Origin of the sequence: Catenovulum maritimum (assembly GCF_001050375.1) — a bacterium.
In the GTDB taxonomy this organism is placed as follows: domain Bacteria; phylum Pseudomonadota; class Gammaproteobacteria; order Enterobacterales; family Alteromonadaceae; genus Catenovulum; species Catenovulum maritimum.
The window spans coordinates 152,174-170,071 of sequence record NZ_KQ130483.1 but is presented as its reverse complement, the minus strand read 5'-3'; the positions used below and the strand labels follow the sequence as shown (position 1 = coordinate 170,071).

General features: G+C 37.4%; 15 protein-coding genes. 9 read left to right on the top strand and 6 right to left on the bottom strand.

Features of this window, described 5'->3' with window-relative positions; all coding sequences use genetic code 11:
* The 3 genes from hisC to XM47_RS03300 form a co-directional block, all read right to left on the bottom strand.
* Positions 1 to 1,065 (bottom strand): histidinol-phosphate transaminase, encoded by a 1,065-nt coding sequence (gene hisC / locus XM47_RS03310; RefSeq protein WP_048689616.1) that lies wholly within the window; start codon positions 1,063 to 1,065, stop codon positions 1 to 3.
* A gap of 95 nt (positions 1,066 to 1,160) precedes the next feature.
* A complete protein-coding gene (gene hisD / locus XM47_RS03305; protein ID WP_048689613.1) occupies positions 1,161 to 2,459 on the bottom strand; it encodes a histidinol dehydrogenase in 1,299 nt (432 codons plus the stop codon).
* 26 nt (positions 2,460 to 2,485) lie between these two features.
* The gene (locus XM47_RS03300) at positions 2,486 to 3,676 is read right to left on the bottom strand and encodes a hypothetical protein (protein ID WP_048689610.1); all 1,191 of its coding nucleotides are present in this window, start codon (positions 3,674 to 3,676) and stop codon (positions 2,486 to 2,488) included.
* 1,040 nt (positions 3,677 to 4,716) lie between these two features.
* Here XM47_RS03300 and XM47_RS03295 point away from each other — a divergent pair.
* The 5 genes from XM47_RS03295 to XM47_RS03275 all read left to right on the top strand — a co-directional run bounded on the left by XM47_RS03295 (position 4,717) and on the right by XM47_RS03275 (position 10,126).
* Entirely contained in the window at positions 4,717 to 5,190 is a 474-nt protein-coding gene (locus XM47_RS03295) for a hypothetical protein (RefSeq protein ID WP_048689608.1), read from the top strand.
* 115 nt (positions 5,191 to 5,305) lie between these two features.
* Positions 5,306 to 5,896 (top strand): hypothetical protein, encoded by a 591-nt coding sequence (locus XM47_RS03290; protein ID WP_149865441.1) that lies wholly within the window; start codon positions 5,306 to 5,308, stop codon positions 5,894 to 5,896.
* Positions 5,897 to 5,998: 102 nt separating this feature from the next.
* The gene (locus XM47_RS03285) at positions 5,999 to 6,658 is read left to right on the top strand and encodes a hypothetical protein (RefSeq protein ID WP_149865440.1); all 660 of its coding nucleotides are present in this window, start codon (positions 5,999 to 6,001) and stop codon (positions 6,656 to 6,658) included.
* Positions 6,659 to 6,687: 29 nt separating this feature from the next.
* Positions 6,688 to 9,663: a hypothetical protein gene (locus XM47_RS03280; protein ID WP_048689594.1), complete on the top strand. Its 2,976-nt coding sequence runs from the start codon at positions 6,688 to 6,690 to the stop codon at positions 9,661 to 9,663.
* Positions 9,647 to 10,126, top strand: a complete 480-nt coding sequence (locus tag XM47_RS03275) for a hypothetical protein (RefSeq protein ID WP_048689591.1) — start codon at positions 9,647 to 9,649, stop codon at positions 10,124 to 10,126. The genes XM47_RS03280 and XM47_RS03275 overlap by 17 nt, the downstream gene beginning before the upstream one ends.
* Positions 10,127 to 10,170: 44 nt before the next feature.
* Here XM47_RS03275 and XM47_RS19020 read toward each other — a convergent pair whose 3' ends face one another.
* Entirely contained in the window at positions 10,171 to 10,845 is a 675-nt protein-coding gene (locus tag XM47_RS19020; RefSeq protein ID WP_149865439.1) for a hypothetical protein, read from the bottom strand.
* A 146-nt stretch (positions 10,846 to 10,991) separates the two neighbouring features.
* Entirely contained in the window at positions 10,992 to 11,669 is a 678-nt protein-coding gene (locus XM47_RS03265) for an arylesterase (RefSeq protein ID WP_078061826.1), read from the bottom strand.
* Between XM47_RS03265 and XM47_RS03260 the strand changes: the two genes are divergently transcribed.
* From XM47_RS03260 to XM47_RS03250, 3 genes are all read left to right on the top strand, one after another.
* A complete protein-coding gene (locus XM47_RS03260; protein WP_048689587.1) occupies positions 11,668 to 12,474 on the top strand; it encodes an ABC transporter ATP-binding protein in 807 nt (268 codons plus the stop codon). The two genes, XM47_RS03265 and XM47_RS03260, sit on opposite strands and share 2 nt — an antisense overlap.
* On the top strand, positions 12,461 to 15,001 hold the full coding sequence (locus tag XM47_RS03255; RefSeq protein ID WP_048689584.1) for an ABC transporter permease: 2,541 nt from the start codon (positions 12,461 to 12,463) through the stop codon (positions 14,999 to 15,001). Before XM47_RS03260 ends, XM47_RS03255 begins: the two co-directional genes overlap by 14 nt.
* A gap of 110 nt (positions 15,002 to 15,111) precedes the next feature.
* The gene (locus XM47_RS03250; protein WP_048689581.1) at positions 15,112 to 15,576 is read left to right on the top strand and encodes a DUF2726 domain-containing protein; all 465 of its coding nucleotides are present in this window, start codon (positions 15,112 to 15,114) and stop codon (positions 15,574 to 15,576) included.
* Between the two features lie 69 nt (positions 15,577 to 15,645).
* On the opposite strand, the gene XM47_RS03245 is transcribed toward XM47_RS03250, so the two are convergent.
* Positions 15,646 to 16,728, bottom strand: coding sequence for a glycoside hydrolase family 43 protein (locus tag XM47_RS03245; RefSeq protein WP_245623414.1), 1,083 nt, complete (start codon positions 16,726 to 16,728; stop codon positions 15,646 to 15,648).
* Positions 16,729 to 16,909: 181 nt separating this feature from the next.
* Here XM47_RS03245 and XM47_RS03240 point away from each other — a divergent pair, with 181 nt between their 5' ends.
* A complete protein-coding gene (locus XM47_RS03240; protein ID WP_245623413.1) occupies positions 16,910 to 17,890 on the top strand; it encodes an arabinan endo-1,5-alpha-L-arabinosidase in 981 nt (326 codons plus the stop codon).
* The last annotated feature ends 8 nt before the right edge of the window (positions 17,891 to 17,898 follow it).

The following is a 17,898-nucleotide window of genomic DNA, read 5'->3' as shown; positions in this document are numbered from 1 at the left end:
TTAGTTTCCTGAAAAATTAGTCATTACGTTAAGTAATGCTTGGGTTTCGGATTCGCTACCCACTGAAATTCTTAAACTGTCATCAAGCATAATTTGGCTTGAGTAGTCTCTAATTAATATGCCATTTTCAACTAAAGCTTTAAATAAAGCTTGCTTGGCTTTAGTGCGGAACATGACAAAATTGGAGTCACTCGGCACCTGCTCATAAACATAGTCAAGCGAGTCTAATGCATCGACTATAATTTGTTTTTGCGCGTTAATCTGTTGTAATTGAGATTGCATTCTGTCTAAGCCTTCAGCTGAAAGGGCTTGTGTTGCAATTTGCGCAACAGGCCAGCTGATAGGGTAAGGTGCAATCACTTTACTCATAGCGTTTATTATGTCTTTATTTGCTAATGTGTAACCGCAGCGAATACCAGCTAAGCCAAAGGCTTTTGACATGGTCCTAAGTACAGCTAGGTTCGGATAGTCGTTAACCCAGCCTGCCGTGGTGTTGTCTGCAGAAAACTCAATATAAGCTTCATCAACCGCAACAATTGCTTTGTCTTTAAAAATATCTAAAACTGCTTTAATTTGCTCATGGTCAACACTGGTCCCTGTTGGATTATTTGGTGAGCAGATAAATACCAGCTTAACCTTATCGGTCGCCTGAGTAATGGCTTCAAGGTCTAACGAAAAGTCAGGCTTAAGCGGCACTTTTTTGGTAGCTATATTACAAGTTTCAGCACTAATTGCGTACATACCGTATGTCGGTGGGCAAATTAATATTTGATCATCATTTTCGCAAAAGGTACGAATTAATAATTCAATGGCTTCATCTGCACCGCGGCTGGCTAAAACTTGATCTTTTGATACTTTTGCATAACTGGCGTAAGACTCAATAAGCTTACTTGGTTGAAAATCAGGGTAGCGGTTTAGCACGCTACTATCTAATTGATATTCATTAGCAAATGGTGATTCGTTAGCGTTTAACCAGATGTCGCCGCCAGACATGCTGCGACGAGCTGAAGCGTAAGGCACTAAACCTCGAATGTTTTCTCTGGTTAATTGATCTGCAAGACTCATAACTCTCTCTTTCAATGAGCAAATAATTTTCTTCGGCCTTAACGAGTTTGCATCAATAATTATCTGCCAACTCGTCTAATGGCCATTAATTTAGCTTATTTTAAACTATTTAAACGGACAGCGACGGCATTTTTATGCGCATCTAAACTTTCTGCTGCTGCTAAGTCCATAATCGCTGGACCAATTGCTTCTAACCCTTGCTTAGTTAACTCTTGCACTGTAAAGCGCTTAGAGAAATCCGCTAGGGTTAAGCTGCTATAGGTTTTTGTGTAACCATATGTCGGTAAAACGTGATTCGTTCCGCTTGCATAGTCACCAGCAGATTCAGGTGAATAAGCACCTAAGAAGATAGAACCTGCATTTTCTAGTCTTGGGAGTAAAGCACGAGCATCTTCAGTTTGAACAATTAAATGCTCTGGTGCATATTCATTGCTAACTTCGATAGCTTGGTCAATCGACTCAGTAATTATGATGCGGCTATGCGATAAAGCGCCAGCTGCAATTTCTTCTCTTGGTAGTTGTTTTAATTGTTTTTCAACCGCTTGCGCACAGGCTTGAGCTTGCGCTTGGCTCGTGGTTAATAAAATAACTTGAGAGTCTTTACCATGCTCAGCTTGAGATAATAAATCTGCAGCAACAAATTCAGGATTAGCTTGTTCATCTGCAATCACTAATACTTCTGATGGACCTGCAGGCATATCAATTGCTGCGCCCATGTGATCTTGGCTAACCTGTTGTTTAGCTTCGGTGACAAAGCTATTGCCCGGACCAAATATTTTATTCACTTTCTTAATACTTTGCGTGCCGTAGGCTAATGCAGCAATGGCTTGTGCGCCACCAACCATATATATTTCGTCAACACCACAAATTTTAGCAGCATAGCGAATTTCCGCTTTAATCTTGCCGTCTTTACCTGGAGGCGTTGCAAGCACTAAACGTTTACAACCAGCAATACGAGCCGGTGTAGAAAGCATTAATACAGTAGAAGGTAATGGCGCTGTACCACCTGGGATATACAAACCAACAGCTTCAATTGGTTGGTTGTGTAATTCGCAAATTACACCCGGTGTAGTTTCTACTTTTATTACGTCTTGCTTTTGCGCTTCGTGAAATACTTTAACTTGTTTGTGTGCCAGCTCAATGGCTGCTTTTATATTATCGCCTAACTCATTTTCTGAATTGTCAATTTCAGCTTTGCTCACTCTTAAGTCAGCTAAATCTAAACCATCAAATTTCTTGGTTAATTCAAAAATCGCTTGATCGCCATCTTGGCGAACTTGGCTGATGATGTCTTTTACTAATTCAGACAATTTTGCACTGTCACCAAGGGCAGGGCGTTGTAATACCGAAGCTTGCTGCTCAGGAGATAATGATTGCCAAACAAGTGTTTGCATTTAAAGCGTCTCCGTTATTTAACGTTTTATTTTAGTTGCCCGCTGACAACTTGATTATAAATATCTTTTAACTCGCTGATTGAGTTTTCAACAAATTGAAAAGCATCATCACGCTTGTAACTATCAGATGGGGTCCAATAGCGAGTTTTTAAACTGTATGGCCTCAAACCACGAACCGAATCTTGATGGCTACAGAAAATATCTTCGATTCTAGGTTTATTAATCCAACTATCGCCTAAGTTTTCTTGTAATGCATGATACCAATAGGCAAATTGTTCTAGTCTTTGCTGTTCAAAATAACCGACAGGTGCGAATGTGTCTAATAAGGCTTTAAGTGAATCTTCAGTGCCAGAGTTATATTTGTAGTAGTCAACCACATATAAACTCTCGGATAAAAACAAAGGCGCACCGAGTAATACTAAATTTTTACGTCTTAATGTAGAACCTGTTTGTACGATTTCTAAACCGACGTCGCCTGTTTCGCTATCGTTAACTGCATCTTCAACGTCATGCACAGGCTCAATATTTAATTTAGGATAAGATTTTCGTACTTTCTCTACGTATCTACCTTTAACAAATACTTTGTTCTTGTGCGTCTCTAAATGCTCTAAATAATCTTTAGGGTAGCCAGTGTTAGGTCCGCTACTTGGCCTTTGCTTAGCAATTAGGAAAAAGCCAACCATATCTTGGACTTCGCGAGAAACGACATCATTGTATCGGGTCAACATAGCAGAACCTGCAATGCGAACTTTATGTTCTTTTTTCAGGTTGTAGTTGTACATACCCCATTTAGTCGCAGACATACTTAACGAATTGTGGGTAACTGCGAGTAATTCATCCAAACCGGCAACTGCGATATCAGCTTCACCTAAGCCGACCAGTGAAGAGCAGTTGTGTGGCTCATCACCTTCAATTCGTACATTTAAGCCACCAATTTCGACATCTGCGCCTAAAAAACCGACACGATACGGTCTTTCTTCGCGTTTTCTGTCAATAAATAAGCCTAAATTACTGGCAACGGGAGAGCTTTGTAGTTCAGTTAAATACTGACTTGCAACTGCGTAATTTTGATCTTTACGTTTTTTACCTGCTTTAACGGCCTTGATTAAGGCTTCTGCATTAGGCAAATCTTGGGTTTGGCTACTCAGTTTGCTGATAAAATTTTCGAACGTTCGGCCACTTCTTGGAATAGCCATAACAGCGTCGTATAGGGACATCTGTTTTTCCTAATTTAATTGATAAAACAGTACGTTGCGATTTTCATTTTAGATATCTTGCGTACTTTGGTTTTATTTAATCTGGTTAATTCTGTTAATTATGCTTCAATCTTATTTTGCTTATGAAGTATAAAAAAACCCCCGGTTCACTTCCGAGGGTTTTAAAATGATTACATCGGAAGGCTACAATAGGGTAGTGCCTTCGATTACCTGAAGGCTATTGGTTATGATGATAATGATGGCCAAGTGTATTCAAGTAATTCATAGTATTCATTTAATATTCAACTTTTCAGTTTAAATTCGGGTTGCAAATTTACCTTATCTAAGCCTTATAATCAAGGGCTAGCGACCTGTTCATTTTGCTTGTACACGAAAATATGGCAATAGTGAATATCAAAACATAGACACCATTAAATTCGTCAATTTTATGAAACTTGTCTGCTTAATTAACAAGCTGAGATGAGTACTAAGTTTAGCATGTGTTAGGGGAAGTCTAGAAGCTGAACTGAGTGATTTTAACCACAGATATCGAGGTTGTTAATGAGCGTAAAATAATTTGATTTAGCTCTAAGTTTGAGTTTATAGTCTTAATTCTCGCCCAAACGCAGCCATGACATCTTTGTAGGCTTAAATTTTTCGTCGTAGAAATACGTGTTGCTCTAAATTATCAATCTAATACCAGTTCACCTAAATTTTTGATCTATATTTTACGTTGAAAAAAAGTGCGCTAACAAGGCATGAATTGCCGCTACTAGTAAACTAATAGCAAAATTCATAACGCAGTTTACGTGCTTTTTAACTAGTAAAATTGAGCAATAATTAGGATGGATTGGTATTACTTAATCCACTTTAATGTATAGCGTGTGGTAAAAAGTAGAATTTTAGCCTGACTTATTGAGTAGGTTGGCGTATTTATTGCGTTAGTGATACTTATCTTAGTTGTTCAAATTCTTGTGTCATTTTTTAGGTTGTGATTTAAATTGTTTAGTCGTTGTTATTTTGTTGGGTTAATTTGCTTATCATTATTGAGTTGCTCCTCGATGGATTATCATCAGCATGTGGCGAATCAATTTGCTTATTATGGCTATGGTCACCAAGTACAGCCTAATGCTTCAAACATGCCCGCAACCCCTAATTTTATTCCTAGTATGCCTGATTATTTACCTAAACAGCTGCCTGTTGTTGCGGAGCGAATCATTTATGAAATAGACAAACAACTCGGTCCATCAGCTTTTATTGCCGCTAAGCCTTATCAAGTTACTCATAGCCATCAATCTCTTAAGGGTTTATCGGAAGACTTAAGTCGGCTAATTAAACAAAAATTGGGAACTAGAGAAAAACATGGGCATATTGTTGCACATGCTCTTGTTAATAAAGCGGCAAGCATTAACCGCTTTGTTCTAGATGGACAAATTGAAATTGAAAATCAACGGCTCATTATTACAACATCAGTTAAGCCAGTAGCTAACAATAAACTGGCGGCTAGCTACCGAGTTTCATTGCCTTTTAACTAAATTTATAGCTGTTTATCTATGTGGCGCGAATTTTGCTGTTTAGATTATGGATAAAAAGGCGATAAGCCTGTCATATTATTGACAATTAAAAAATAAACTAGAAAGCGAGATGCAAATGAAAGCAAAAAAAATATTAAAAAAAGGTATTTTTACTGCTGCTTTACTCAATAGTAGTATGTTAGCAGCGGTTACATTATCCTTTGATGTCGGCTTTGTTACCTTACAAGACTTAAATATTACTCAGGTAAGCTCATTATCTTTTGGTCAGAATGTATTTGGCACGGCGAGTTCACAGTGTACTACTTCGCCTAGTTTTAATGACACGACTGGCACAGGTGCTGTGGCAAATGCAGATATCACAGATGGCTTAAGCGGAGCTGGTTGTATTAACATATCTGATTCAGTCACGAATAACTTCTCTGGGATATACGTTTTGAATGGTGAGCCAGGACAAACGGTTAACATCACAGTGAGTTCAGTTTCTGCGACAGATTTTAATTTTGATCCAGAAATTTTAGCGGTTGATGATACGGCTGCCTATTCAGCGGCAACGACGGTTACCCGTGATCAGCCAGAAACTATGACGTTAGATACCACTTCTGGCAATATTAATTTGGTTATTGGTGGCACTATTACGATAGGCTCAACGAGTTTAACAGCGAACACAACTTATACTGAGCAATTCGATATAACGGCGACATATTAAATGTTGTTGAAATTTCTATTTTCTAGTTTTATTTTTTGTTTGAGCATAACAAATTACTGTTATGCTCAGCCTAAAATGCATTTAACAGAACATAGGATATTATTGACTGAAGCGAATCCTAAATATGACTACCAGTTTTATAATCAAGGCACTTCGGCAGCCGAATGTACAACTCAGTTTATCGATTTTAATGTAACAGCCAATGGACAATTAAGAAGCGTCAAAAATGGAAATGGCCCGACAACTAGTGCCAAAGCTTTGCTACGAGCGTCACCTAAAAGAATTAGGCTAGAGCCTAATCAAGCTCAAAAAATCAAAGTTATAGCCCGTAACTTGCGCCGTCAACCTAATGCGGAGTGGGTTTCGTATTTAAGTTTAAGATGCAAGAATTTGGTCAAAGCAACAGATCAAAAAATGCAAATAACCCCCAATTTTGTCTTTAATATTCCGGTAATTGTTAGAAAAGGTCAGCTAGGCGCAAAAGTGCATTTTTCTGATGTCGATATTTTAGAACAGAATAATCAGCAAACTATACAATTTAATCTTAATCGAGAAGGTAATCGTTCTTTATACGGCCGAATCGATGTTTTAGACGAATCAGATAATATCCTTACTTTTGTCAAAGGCCTCTCTATTTATCAACAAACTCAGAGTTTACCAAAGTCGTTAACTTTAAAAAATAAAGCCAGCGGTAAGCTGAAACTTAGGTTTGTCGAATCCGAAAAGTTCGGTAACGCGAGCGCATCTTGGACTCAGCCTTAAATTTCATAAGACAGTTAATTCTTAGCTGTTTGATACTGCACTCAATTTGTATCACTAAGCTTAATGCAGAAGCGTTAAACCCAAGTGCGGCGAATTACGAGTTGTTTGATATTGAATTATCGGACAGAACCAGAATATTAGAGAGTATAGATGTCTTATCTTATCAGGGAGACTTCTATTTACCCGTTAACTTTATCTCATCTAGTCTGGAACTAAACCTTAATTTTAATCCTGAAAAAACCATCTTAGCTGGCAAAATTAATGGTCAAGTTTTGGCGTTAGACTTCAAACAACTAAAACAATACCATTACTTTATCACTTCAGAAGATCTGTGGTTGAATGTGAAAGATTTTGCAGATTTGATAGACGCAAGTATTCAGCTTGATTTTTCAGCTTTATTATTCAGCTTTAAAGCGAATACTGATGTGTTTCCGATTCAAAAACGTATTGCTAGAGCTAAGAGAAGTGTCGTTAGTCAGTCTAGAAATACAGAACCAAATTTTGAATTTGTCATTCCAGATAAATATCGTTTATACACACCACCCAAAGGGGCTGTAAGGTTAAATCTGAATCAGTCTGATAACACAGATTTGGGCTATCAATATAATTTACATAGCTACAACGACATTCTTTATCATTCCGCTAATATTAATTTAAGCCAAGTAAAAGGTGACGATTTAAATGCAAGAATGACTTTTTCTCGATTTAAACCTAGCCCGAATCAAAGCTTATTTGCTGGTTTAAGTCAGTATCAATTTGGTGATGTGACAGTAAATAATAACCGAGCGGGCGTCGCTTACTCTGGGGTTGGTTTCACTTTTAGTAGTTTAGAGCGTAGATACACTAATTATTATGGCGCAATTACGTTAGAGGAATTTGCACCAGCAAACTGGCAAGCAGAACTTTATAGTAATGGTTATCTAATCCAAACCGGTCAAGTTTCGACTGATGGCTTGATTAAATTTGAGCAAGTTGAAACTAGCTATGGTGTGAATAGGTTCGAGATTAAACTCTATGGCGAATTTGGTGAAGAAGACACCATAGTGCGTGAAATCATAATTGGCGGTAATCAACTTAAAGTCGGGAGTTTTAATTATACCGGAGGCGTATTTGATACTCGCCATAGCATGTTTAATGATTCGAGTATTTTTAATCGTGAAGAATCGTCCAATTTAGCAGGATATATACAAACTGAATATGGCTTAAGTTCTAGTACTACTTTGGGACTTTCAATATTTCAGCAACAGGCGACAGCAAGCGCTTCCGCTAATGCAGAATATATATTGTCATTAACGCAACAGCTAAATAATGCATTATTAGATGTAAATCTTAAGCATCAAGGAGAATCAGGATATGGTGCAGAGCTAGATTTACTCGGTAGTTTATTTAGTAATTCAATTCGTTATCAGCTTGGTGCTAGGCGGTTAAGTCAATATCAAAGTCTTAATAGCATTAGTAATAATGACGAGATTAGAACGGACTTCAGCGCTTCATTTTCCGGTCGATTTAAAAAATTAGCTTGGTTAATTAGTGGTAATCAAAGTCAAGTTGAGCAAACTGATTCGAGCTTAAACAATATGACTCGCTATGATAGTTTAGCGACTCGGTTATCATGGCGATATAGACGATTTAATTTTACCAACGTGACTCGTTATCGTTATGGACCTGATACAAATTCAGTGACAGACGACATTGCAATTTCTACTCGCTTAACGGACGATATTAATTTTAGAGCGCTCGCGAGTTTTGATTTAAAACCTAACGCGGGACAGTCGCATTTTGATTCGGCTAGATTAAATTTAAATTGGCGGATATCCCCCAAACTGAATAACCAAACTAGCCTGCAAGCTAATAAAGGGGATCATTATAATCTGACCAGTTATTTGAGTTGGCAAAGAGATGATTATAACTTAACCATGAGTGCTCAGGCGGATAATCAATCACATTGGCAAGTTGCGCTGGGCATAAGTTTTAATCTTGATTGGGATTATCATAAGGATCAAATTGATATCAATTATGGCTACAGTCCTGCGTCGGGTACTTTGGATTTGTTTAATTTTATCGATCACAATCAAAATGCTATTTATGATCGCTCTGATGAAGTCATTGAAAACCTAAAGTTTGGTGGAAAAAAACAGTGGATAGATAAAGTTTCTGGTGAAAATGGTGCTGTATATCTGACTGGGCTAACTTCGCAGGTACCCACTCAGATTTATGTTAATGCCCATGACACTAAAGCGAGTAATTTGACCCCAATTTATGCAGATTTTAAGGTGTTCAGCCACCCTGGTGGCATTATCGATCTGGATTTACCTTACAATTATGCTGCCGAGTTAATTGGTCAACTAGAATTTGAGTTGGATGATTCGAGTTATAAACCTCAATATTTACCAATAGAATTAGTTAGAGATGGAAAGGTCGTAAAGACAAGTTATAGCGAATTTGATCATGTGTTTATATTTGATAAAGTTTGGCCTGGCTATTATCAAGTTAGGATTGAGCAATCCTTTTTACATGAAAAAGGCTTAATCTCAGTACCTGAATTTATTGATGTCAAAATAGACGGCAGTCGAGATCTAGTTGAATTAGCTAGTTTCAGCTTACAGCGGTTAGATGTTGAACAGGTTGAACAAGCATTAGAAATAGTAGCGCCGAGCACAACTGAGCTAATTTCTGCCAAGCCCCCAGCCAAGCATTCGGTCCAGCAGCCGATTAAGCGATCTGTCCAAAACAATCTAACTGAAGTAACTATTTTAAAACAAAACGAGCATGTAAACTCTCACGCTATATATGCAATCCAATTAGCGGCGGCACAAAGTAATACTTCCTGCGAAGCGATTAAACGTAAAGAACAAGCTGAATTTAGTTTGCCTGTGTTTGTTATTCGTAATCATGCTTGGTGTCGAGTTTATCTTGGTCGTTTTAATAGCCATCAGCAGGCCAAGCTTATTCTTGAGCAGTTAGGTGCAAAAAAACCTGCGGGGGCTTATGTTAAAAAAATATAACCTGACTCAGTATTTAGTATTTATAGCGCTCGTATTCAGTTTTGAAACCAATTGCGCTAGCCTAACTCAAGTACAAAATTTGTCTTTTGGCAGCCTAGTGCCGAAGTCGGGCAGTTGTGAAATGGACCCTAGTAATGGGCAAATTATTCTTGGTGCTAGCTTTTGTTTAAGAAATTCAAAACAAGGGCAATATCAGCTTATTTCAGGGGCGAATGAAAGATTTAGGATTAGAATTTATACCTCCGTCGATGCTGATTATGATATAGCCTTTGAACAAAAATTTATATTATCCAATGATTATGGCACTAGCATAGATGGAATCGCTGGAGTGGCTGAAGAGATTATCACAGGTAGTGATGGTATTATAAATATTGACATAGGAGGGATACTTAATATTAATGAGACGATACCAGCCGCGCTATCAATCAGCTTTAGTTTTGATATTGAATACCAAGCCTTATAGTGAAGTTAATGAAGAGAATGGCTTAGCATTCTTGGATAAAAAGACTAATTTGAAACCTTTGGGTACTTAGATAAGTCAATACCATCTTTAAATCCAGTATCTTGGATTTGTTCAAACATAGAGACTTGAATTAAACGCTGCGCGGTAGATAAAATTTGACTGTTTGCTTGGCTAATTTGGGCAGTCAGTAGAATCCCTTGATCCATATTTAGACTTGACGTTGATAGAAACAGTTGGTTATCTGAACTTAATGAATCCAGCCTATTATCTGTATATAGATTTAAACCAAATTGCTTAGCTTGATGCAAAATAAAATTATCAAACATGTTCGATGTGTGAGTTTGTTGATTAATCGTTTTTAGGCTGGTTTGATAAATTATATTTGCTTGTAATACTTGATTACTGAAGTCATTGGTAACCAGATCCATAATCAAAAAGCGTATTTCTCTTGAGATTAATTCATGTGAGCTTTTTATTGAGGGTAGGTTATATTGACTTTTCGACAGTCCAGAATTTAACCGAGTTGGGTTGTGTAATGTATCCTGGTTATGACCTTGTGTAAGATTAAGTTGAGCAAGAGTAACTGGACTCGAGATTAGATTCGTTTTTGGTAAAGCACGGATAACCCCAAGCTTTTTGGGCTTGTTTATATTAGTTGAGCAGCTAATTAAGGCTGTGCTCAGTATCATTGAGGTAATAAAGGCTTTATAAATCGGCATGCTTAAGTCATTAATTTGACAATTTTAGTTAGATTAATTTAATTTCAATTGAATTAATCTAACTAAGCAAGCAAAGTGCCATATCACCAAAATAGAGATAACACTCGCTAGTTTATTTTGAATCTGAACTCTTTATACAAATTCATTTATAAAGTCAGGTTAATTATCCGGTTTATCTCTTTGTTAACATGCTCAGCAATCAATGGCTGTGCTTTTTCGTTTGGATGGATACCATCTTTTTTCATTAAATCCGGATTTAATGCTATTTCCTCAAGGTAGAATGAAAAATATGGGATATTTTCTTGTGCTGCAATGAGTGAAAATTGCTTAGTAAAGGTTTCTGTATACCTTTTACCATAATTTGGTGGTATTTTGATTGAGGTCATAATTGGCAGGGCGTTATTTTTTTTAATTAATTGAACTATATTAATTAAATTTTGTTTAATTAGATTTAAGTTAAAACCTCTAAGTGCATCATTACCACCTAACTCTATTAATACCCATTTAGGTTGATGTTGTTTTAACAGGTTCGGCAATCTATTAAGACCACCATCAGTTGTTTCACCACTGACACTGGCATTAATAATACTTAGGTTAGGGGCCGATTTTTGCCATTTTTGGGCTAGCAGGTGTGCCCAAGATTCTTCTATTTGCATAGAATAACCAGCAGACAAACTGTCACCTAATATCATTAACTTTTGTTGTTGGGTTTGTTCGGAATTAGAGGTCTGGTTATTTATTTCTGCATTAGATTGAACTGAAAAGCCAACAGTTAGTATAAAGATTAATAAAATTTTATTTGAGATTAAGGATGTTATTTTCATGAGTTCAGAAATTCTTCGAGTTAACCAATTATCTAAAACAGTAACCGCTAATGGCAATGAACTCAAGATATTACATGAATGTGATTTGACTATTTTTCAAGGTGAGACAGTTGCCATTATTGGTCGCTCTGGCTCAGGCAAATCTACCTTATTAAGTTTATTAGCCGGTTTAGATACAGCCACTTCTGGCGAGGTTTATTTAGCGGGTCAGGCAGTTCATCAATATAATGAAGAGCAAAGAGCAAAACTTAGAGCGGATAAAGTTGGCTTTGTGTTTCAGTCTTTTATGCTAGTGCAAAGTTTGACAGCGCTTGAAAATGTGATGTTGCCGCTTGAGTTAAGTTTTCAAAAAGATGCACATGCGCAAGCTGTTAAATTGCTCGATGAAGTAGGTCTAACCGATAGAGCCAGTCATTACCCAAATCAATTATCTGGTGGTGAGCAGCAAAGAGTTGCGATTGCCAGAGCTTTTGCTAGTCGTCCTGCTTTGTTGTTTGCTGACGAACCAACGGGAAATCTAGATTCAGAAAATGCAGATTTAGTTGAAGATTTGTTATTTAAATTAAACCAAGAGCAAGGCACAACTTTAGTAATAGTGACGCATGATCCTGAGTTAGCCCAGCGTTGTGAAAAGCAATTTAAAATGCACTCTGGCCAGTTGAGTATAGTGGAAGCGTTACAGCCTGCTTTAGTTGATGTCCCCTCTAAATCTAATCAAGCAGTCAATACCAAAGAAAACCCAGAATCATCTGATACAAACCTTCTAGGTGTAAATCAAACAGAGGTTGACTATGCTGGCAATTAATCAAGTGGTGGCGTCATCCTCCTTTGCATTTAAACTGCTATTTCGAGAATTTAAACGTGGCGAGTTAAGCATCATACTATTTGCTATGGTGTTAGCGGTTTCGGCTGTTTTTTCGCTGGCGCTATTTAGTGAAAAACTGCAAGCAGGGCTTCAGCAACAATCGAGTAATTTTTTAGCCGCGGATAGTGTATTAACCTCTTCGAGAAATATATCTGAAGATTGGATTAGTCAGGCTAAAGCTACTGAATTAAATACGGCTACACAGGTTAGATTTTCATCTATGCTCTTCTTTCAAGATGAAATGCAGCTTGCGAGCATTAGAGCAATCGATCAGGCTTACCCCTTACGAGGTGAGTTACTTGTCACTCAAGTACCATGGGGAAAATCCGAAGTTGCGGAAACTCGGATCCAACCTGGTGAAATATGGTTGAACAGTAAACTTGTTACTAACTTAAAATTAGAGAAAGGCGATTTAGTTGAAATTGGTGATATCCAATTAAAGTACACCGAAATTTTATCAAGTGTCCCGGATGCTAACTTAAATCCATTTAACTCGAATAGTTTGGCTTTAATACATAAAGCGGATTTAGCTGCAACAAATTTGGTCCAACCAGGCGGGCGATTTCAATTTTTACTTGGCTTAGCTGGCGATAAGCTTAAATTATCTGAATACGAAGATTGGCTTTTACCAAAATTAAATCGAGATGTGCATAAATGGACATCCTTAGAAAGTGGCGATAACCGAATTTTAAGAAATGTTCGCCGAGCCGAAAAATACTTTTTACTTGCTAGTTTACTTGGCATTATTTTAGCCTCGGTTGCGATTGCGGTCGCAGCCTCAAGATATTGTCAGCGTCATTTTGATTTAGTTGCCATTTTAAAAACTTTAGGTGCTTCCAAAGCACAAATTCAGTCTGTTTTTATCATCCAACTTGCTTGGCTTGCCCTTGTCGGTATTGGTATAGGTTTACTGATTGGATATCTAGGCCAGCAGTTGGTGCTAGGCTTGTTGGCAGATTATTTACCAGGTGAATTACCCAATGTAGGCTATAGGCCTTGGTGGCTGGCAATATCAACTGGGTTATTAAGCTTGTTACTATTTTCAGTTTACCCTTTGATTAAATTGTTTGATATTCCACCGCTTAGAGTTTTACGCCGACAATTAACTGGCGGTGACAACAAAGATTGGCTCAATTGGATTTTTTCCGGTTCAGCAATATTTGTGCTTATGTGGTTGTATAGCGGTAATTTAAAATTAAGTTTGGCATTATTTGTTTCTGCTGGTGCTGTGACTTTAGTTTTGCTTATTTTATCTCGAAGCATTATTTGGAGCGGGCGCGTGGCAGGTGCTCAAGCTGGGAGTGCGCTTAAATTGGCTATTGCTGGTTTGTATCGTCGAGCGCAAGCTAACAGTGTCCAACTAATTAGCTTTACCATAGCATTACAGCTTTTAATGATAGTGTTAGTACTAAAAAATGATTTGTTAACTCAATGGCAAGATCAAATACCAGAAGGAACGCCTAATTATTTTGCCGTTAATATTCCAAATCATCAGGTAGATAATTTTAGCCAAGCATTTGCTCAACAGGGGATAAGTTTAACGGATACTTATCCAGTTACCCGTGGGCGATTGATTGCGGTTAATGACATCCCAGTGCGTGATCAAGTTTCTAAAGAAAAGAAAAAGAAAGACTCAGAAGTTGAACAATCAGCACCTCGTTCTTTTGGTCGAGAACTCAACTTAACGGCTTACCCAAGTGTGCCTATTGATAACGAAGTTGTTGCTGGTAGTTGGTGGCAGGCAGAGGAGACTAAACCTCAAGTTTCGATTGAATCTGGTGTGGCTGAAAGAATGGAGTTAAAACTTGGAGATAAGTTAAGTTTTAATATAGCAGGTTGGGAGTTTTCAGCCGAAGTCACTAGCATTCGCTCAGTTAAATGGGAAAACATGAAGCCTAATTTCTTTATGATATTTAATCCACCTGTATTTGAGTCTTTGTCCCCTAGTTATATTGCGAGCTTTTATGTGGATCAAAACCAAAAAGCTGAACTGAGTCAGTTAATGAATCAATTTCAAACCACGAGCTTGATTGATATAGATGCGATTATTAACCAAATTAGAGAAATAACATCTCAAGCTTCGTTGGCCGTTGAATTTATCTTAGTACTGGTCGTGATTGCGGGTGGCTTAGTTTTAATCGCTCAAATCCAGTCTAGTTTCCATGAACGTAAGCAAGAGTTAGTTATTTTAAGAACCTTAGGGGCTAGCTCTAAAGTACTTAGGCTCAGTGTTGCATATGAGTTTATTTGTTTAGGGTTAATCGCGGGGTTATTTGCGGCTTTATCTAATGAAATAGCACTTTATATCATTCAAACACAAGTATTTAATATGCAGGCTAGTTTTCACTGGCAGTATTGGTTATTGGGACCTGTGGTTGGTGCAACTGTCGTTGGCAGCTTAGGCTTATTAACTTGTTGGCGTTTATTAACCATAAATACGCAAGCTTTGTTAAGAAGTTTAGCCTAGCGGATTCACTTGGCGGTTTTGCTTTATATTGTTTAATTAACTAATTTGCTTTAGCGACTCTGTAATTTTGTTAGAATGAGGCATCAAAATTACAGGGTCACTTATCAAACATGAAGTTCATCATAGTTATAGCCGCATTTTTTATATTACTTTTCGTGGTTAAAATTCGCCAAAATCGAGCAGAGAAAAATAAGCTAGACCTTTCGCAATCGAGTAAAAAATTAACTCATATTCAGCTCAACCCAAAACAAAAATTACATCTAATTTTACAAAAAATAGCGGCCAATTCATTTGATCTGCATTGCCGTGTGCCTTTATCAAATCTCATTTTACCTGCGCAAAAGCATCTAGTGCGTAAAGCTAACGAGAAGATAATGGATTTCGTTTTTACTGATAAGCAGGGCAAGACGACTTTAGTCATCGAATTTGATGTTACAGATCCGAATGAAAGAAAGAATGATTGGGTACTGAATTGTTTGAAAGGTAATCATGCTTTTATCAGAATAAAACCACAAAAAGAATATGATTTAGAGCAGATTGAGCAGGCTATAAAGCCTTTTTTAGTGACTGATTAAATTATCCGTTTGCTTGTGCTTGGTTTTCCTAAATGTGTAGGAAAACCAAGATTTAAGGATTAATTGAGTTTAGTCATCTGTATTTTGACCAAAGTCAGGAAAGCCATTTTCATCCCATTTAATCTCTTTAACTCTGGCATCTCGGTTTGGATCTGTTAACGGCGTGCCTTTTAATTCTAAATAATCACGTGAGTGATAAATGAGTAAGTCTGTTACGCCATCTTCCGCGACAGTGAAACTGTTATGGCCAGGGCCAAATCTTTTTTTATCCGCATTCATATAAAATACAGGCTCAGGTGATTTACTCCAAGATGCTTTATCCATTAAATCCGCATCTTCATCTGCCCATAATAATCCCATTGCATAATTATGATCGGTTGCGGCCGCAGAGTAAGTCACAAAAACTTTGCCGTTTCGAATTAACACAGCAGGGCCTTCATTTACTTTGTAACCAATAATTTCCCAAGGCAATTCTGGCTCAGTCAAAGCGATTACCTTTTCTTTATTGATTGTCGTTGGACTGGTCATCTCTGCCATCCATAAAGCTGTATTGTAGGTTCTTTCTTTATTAGACTGTGCCCAGATCATATAGCGCTTGCCTCTATGCTCAAAGCTAGTCGCGTCAAGTGCAAAGTTTTCCCAGCCACTATCAACTTGACCTTCTTCTACCCAATCGCCTTCCATTGGATTTGCTGATTCATTAGAAAGTGCATACATAGAGATGTGCCAAATGTCTTCGGCTCTTGAAGCTGCAAAGTAGACATACCATTTACCATCAATTTTATGTATTTCAGGAGCCCAAATATGGTAACTCATAGGACCCGTTTCGTGTTTGGTCCAAATTACCTTGGCATCAGCATTTGTTAGTCCATTAATGGTTTTAGACGATCTTAGTTCTATACGATCAAACTCGGGTGCAGACCCTATGAAATAATAAGTGTCATCAGTATCCTTCCAAATCCAAGGATCGGCTCTTTGCTTAACGAGGGGATTGTTATATTCAACTTTTTGTTTTGTCATTGGCTGCACCTTGATTTTAGCTTCGGAAGATTGCTCTTTACAACCCGTTAAACTCAGGACGGCTGTCATAACTAAGCCTAATAGCATATTACCAAGTCGTGACTGAGAATTGATACTTTTGTTTTGTTTCATATAAAACCTCATTTAATAAAACTTAAAATCATATAGTACTACTATAGCATTTAAATTTTTGTGTGCTATTATATTTTATTAATTATTTTGATTTATTTCTTTTCAATTAAGTTAAATGTTTGAGGTGTGTGTGAAAAAACTATTAAATTTCATTGTTATAGCTTTAGGTGTTACGTCTTTAATGTTAACACTTCAGTCTAAGCTTCATGCATCTGAAGTGCATGCACATGATCCGGTTATGGTTAAATCTGATAATAAGTATTACTTATTTACTACAGGTAAAGGGATCAGTTTTTATGAATCTACAAATATGCTGGATTGGAAACCATTAAAACCTGTATTTGATTCGTCACCTAAGTGGATCGAGTCTATTGTGCCTAACTTTGATGGGCATATGTGGGCCCCCGATATCTATTTCGAATCAGGTACTTATTACCTTTACTATTCGATTTCTGCTTTTGGCAAAAATACTTCTGCTATCGGGGTTGTTACCAACAAAACCCTAGATTCAAGTTCAGACAATTATAAATGGATTGATCACGGTAAAGTGATCCAATCTATCCCTAACAGGGATTTATGGAATGCAATTGACCCTAATATCATCAAAGATGAGAAAGGCGATACTTGGATGTCTTTTGGTTCATTTTGGTCTGGTATTAAGCTGGTTAAATTAGCGCCTTCCTTAACCCAAATTAGCACGCCACAGATTTGGCATAGTACAGCAAAAAGAGAACGCTCAATTTTAACTAATGATTTAGACGCTTACCCAGGTGCTATCGAAGCGCCATTTATCTTTAAACGTGGTGAATTTTATTATCAATTTGTGTCTTGGGATTTTTGTTGTCGAGGTGTCGAGAGTACTTATAAAGTCGTAGTTGGCCGGTCTAAACAAGTTGAGGGACCTTACTTAGATAAATCTGGAAAATCTATGGATCAAGGTGGCGGCAGCATAGTTTTGCAAGGTGATAAAAATTGGTATGGCTTAGGGCACAACAGTATTTATGAATTTGATGGGGTAACTAAATTGGTTTTTCATGCATACGACGCCAATGATAATGGCGCGCCTAAATTAAAAATAATCGACGTTGATTGGTCAGTTGATGGTTGGCCAAAAATAAATAACCAAGACATAGTTAATTATAAAAGTCGTCTAACTAAATAATTTTTCGT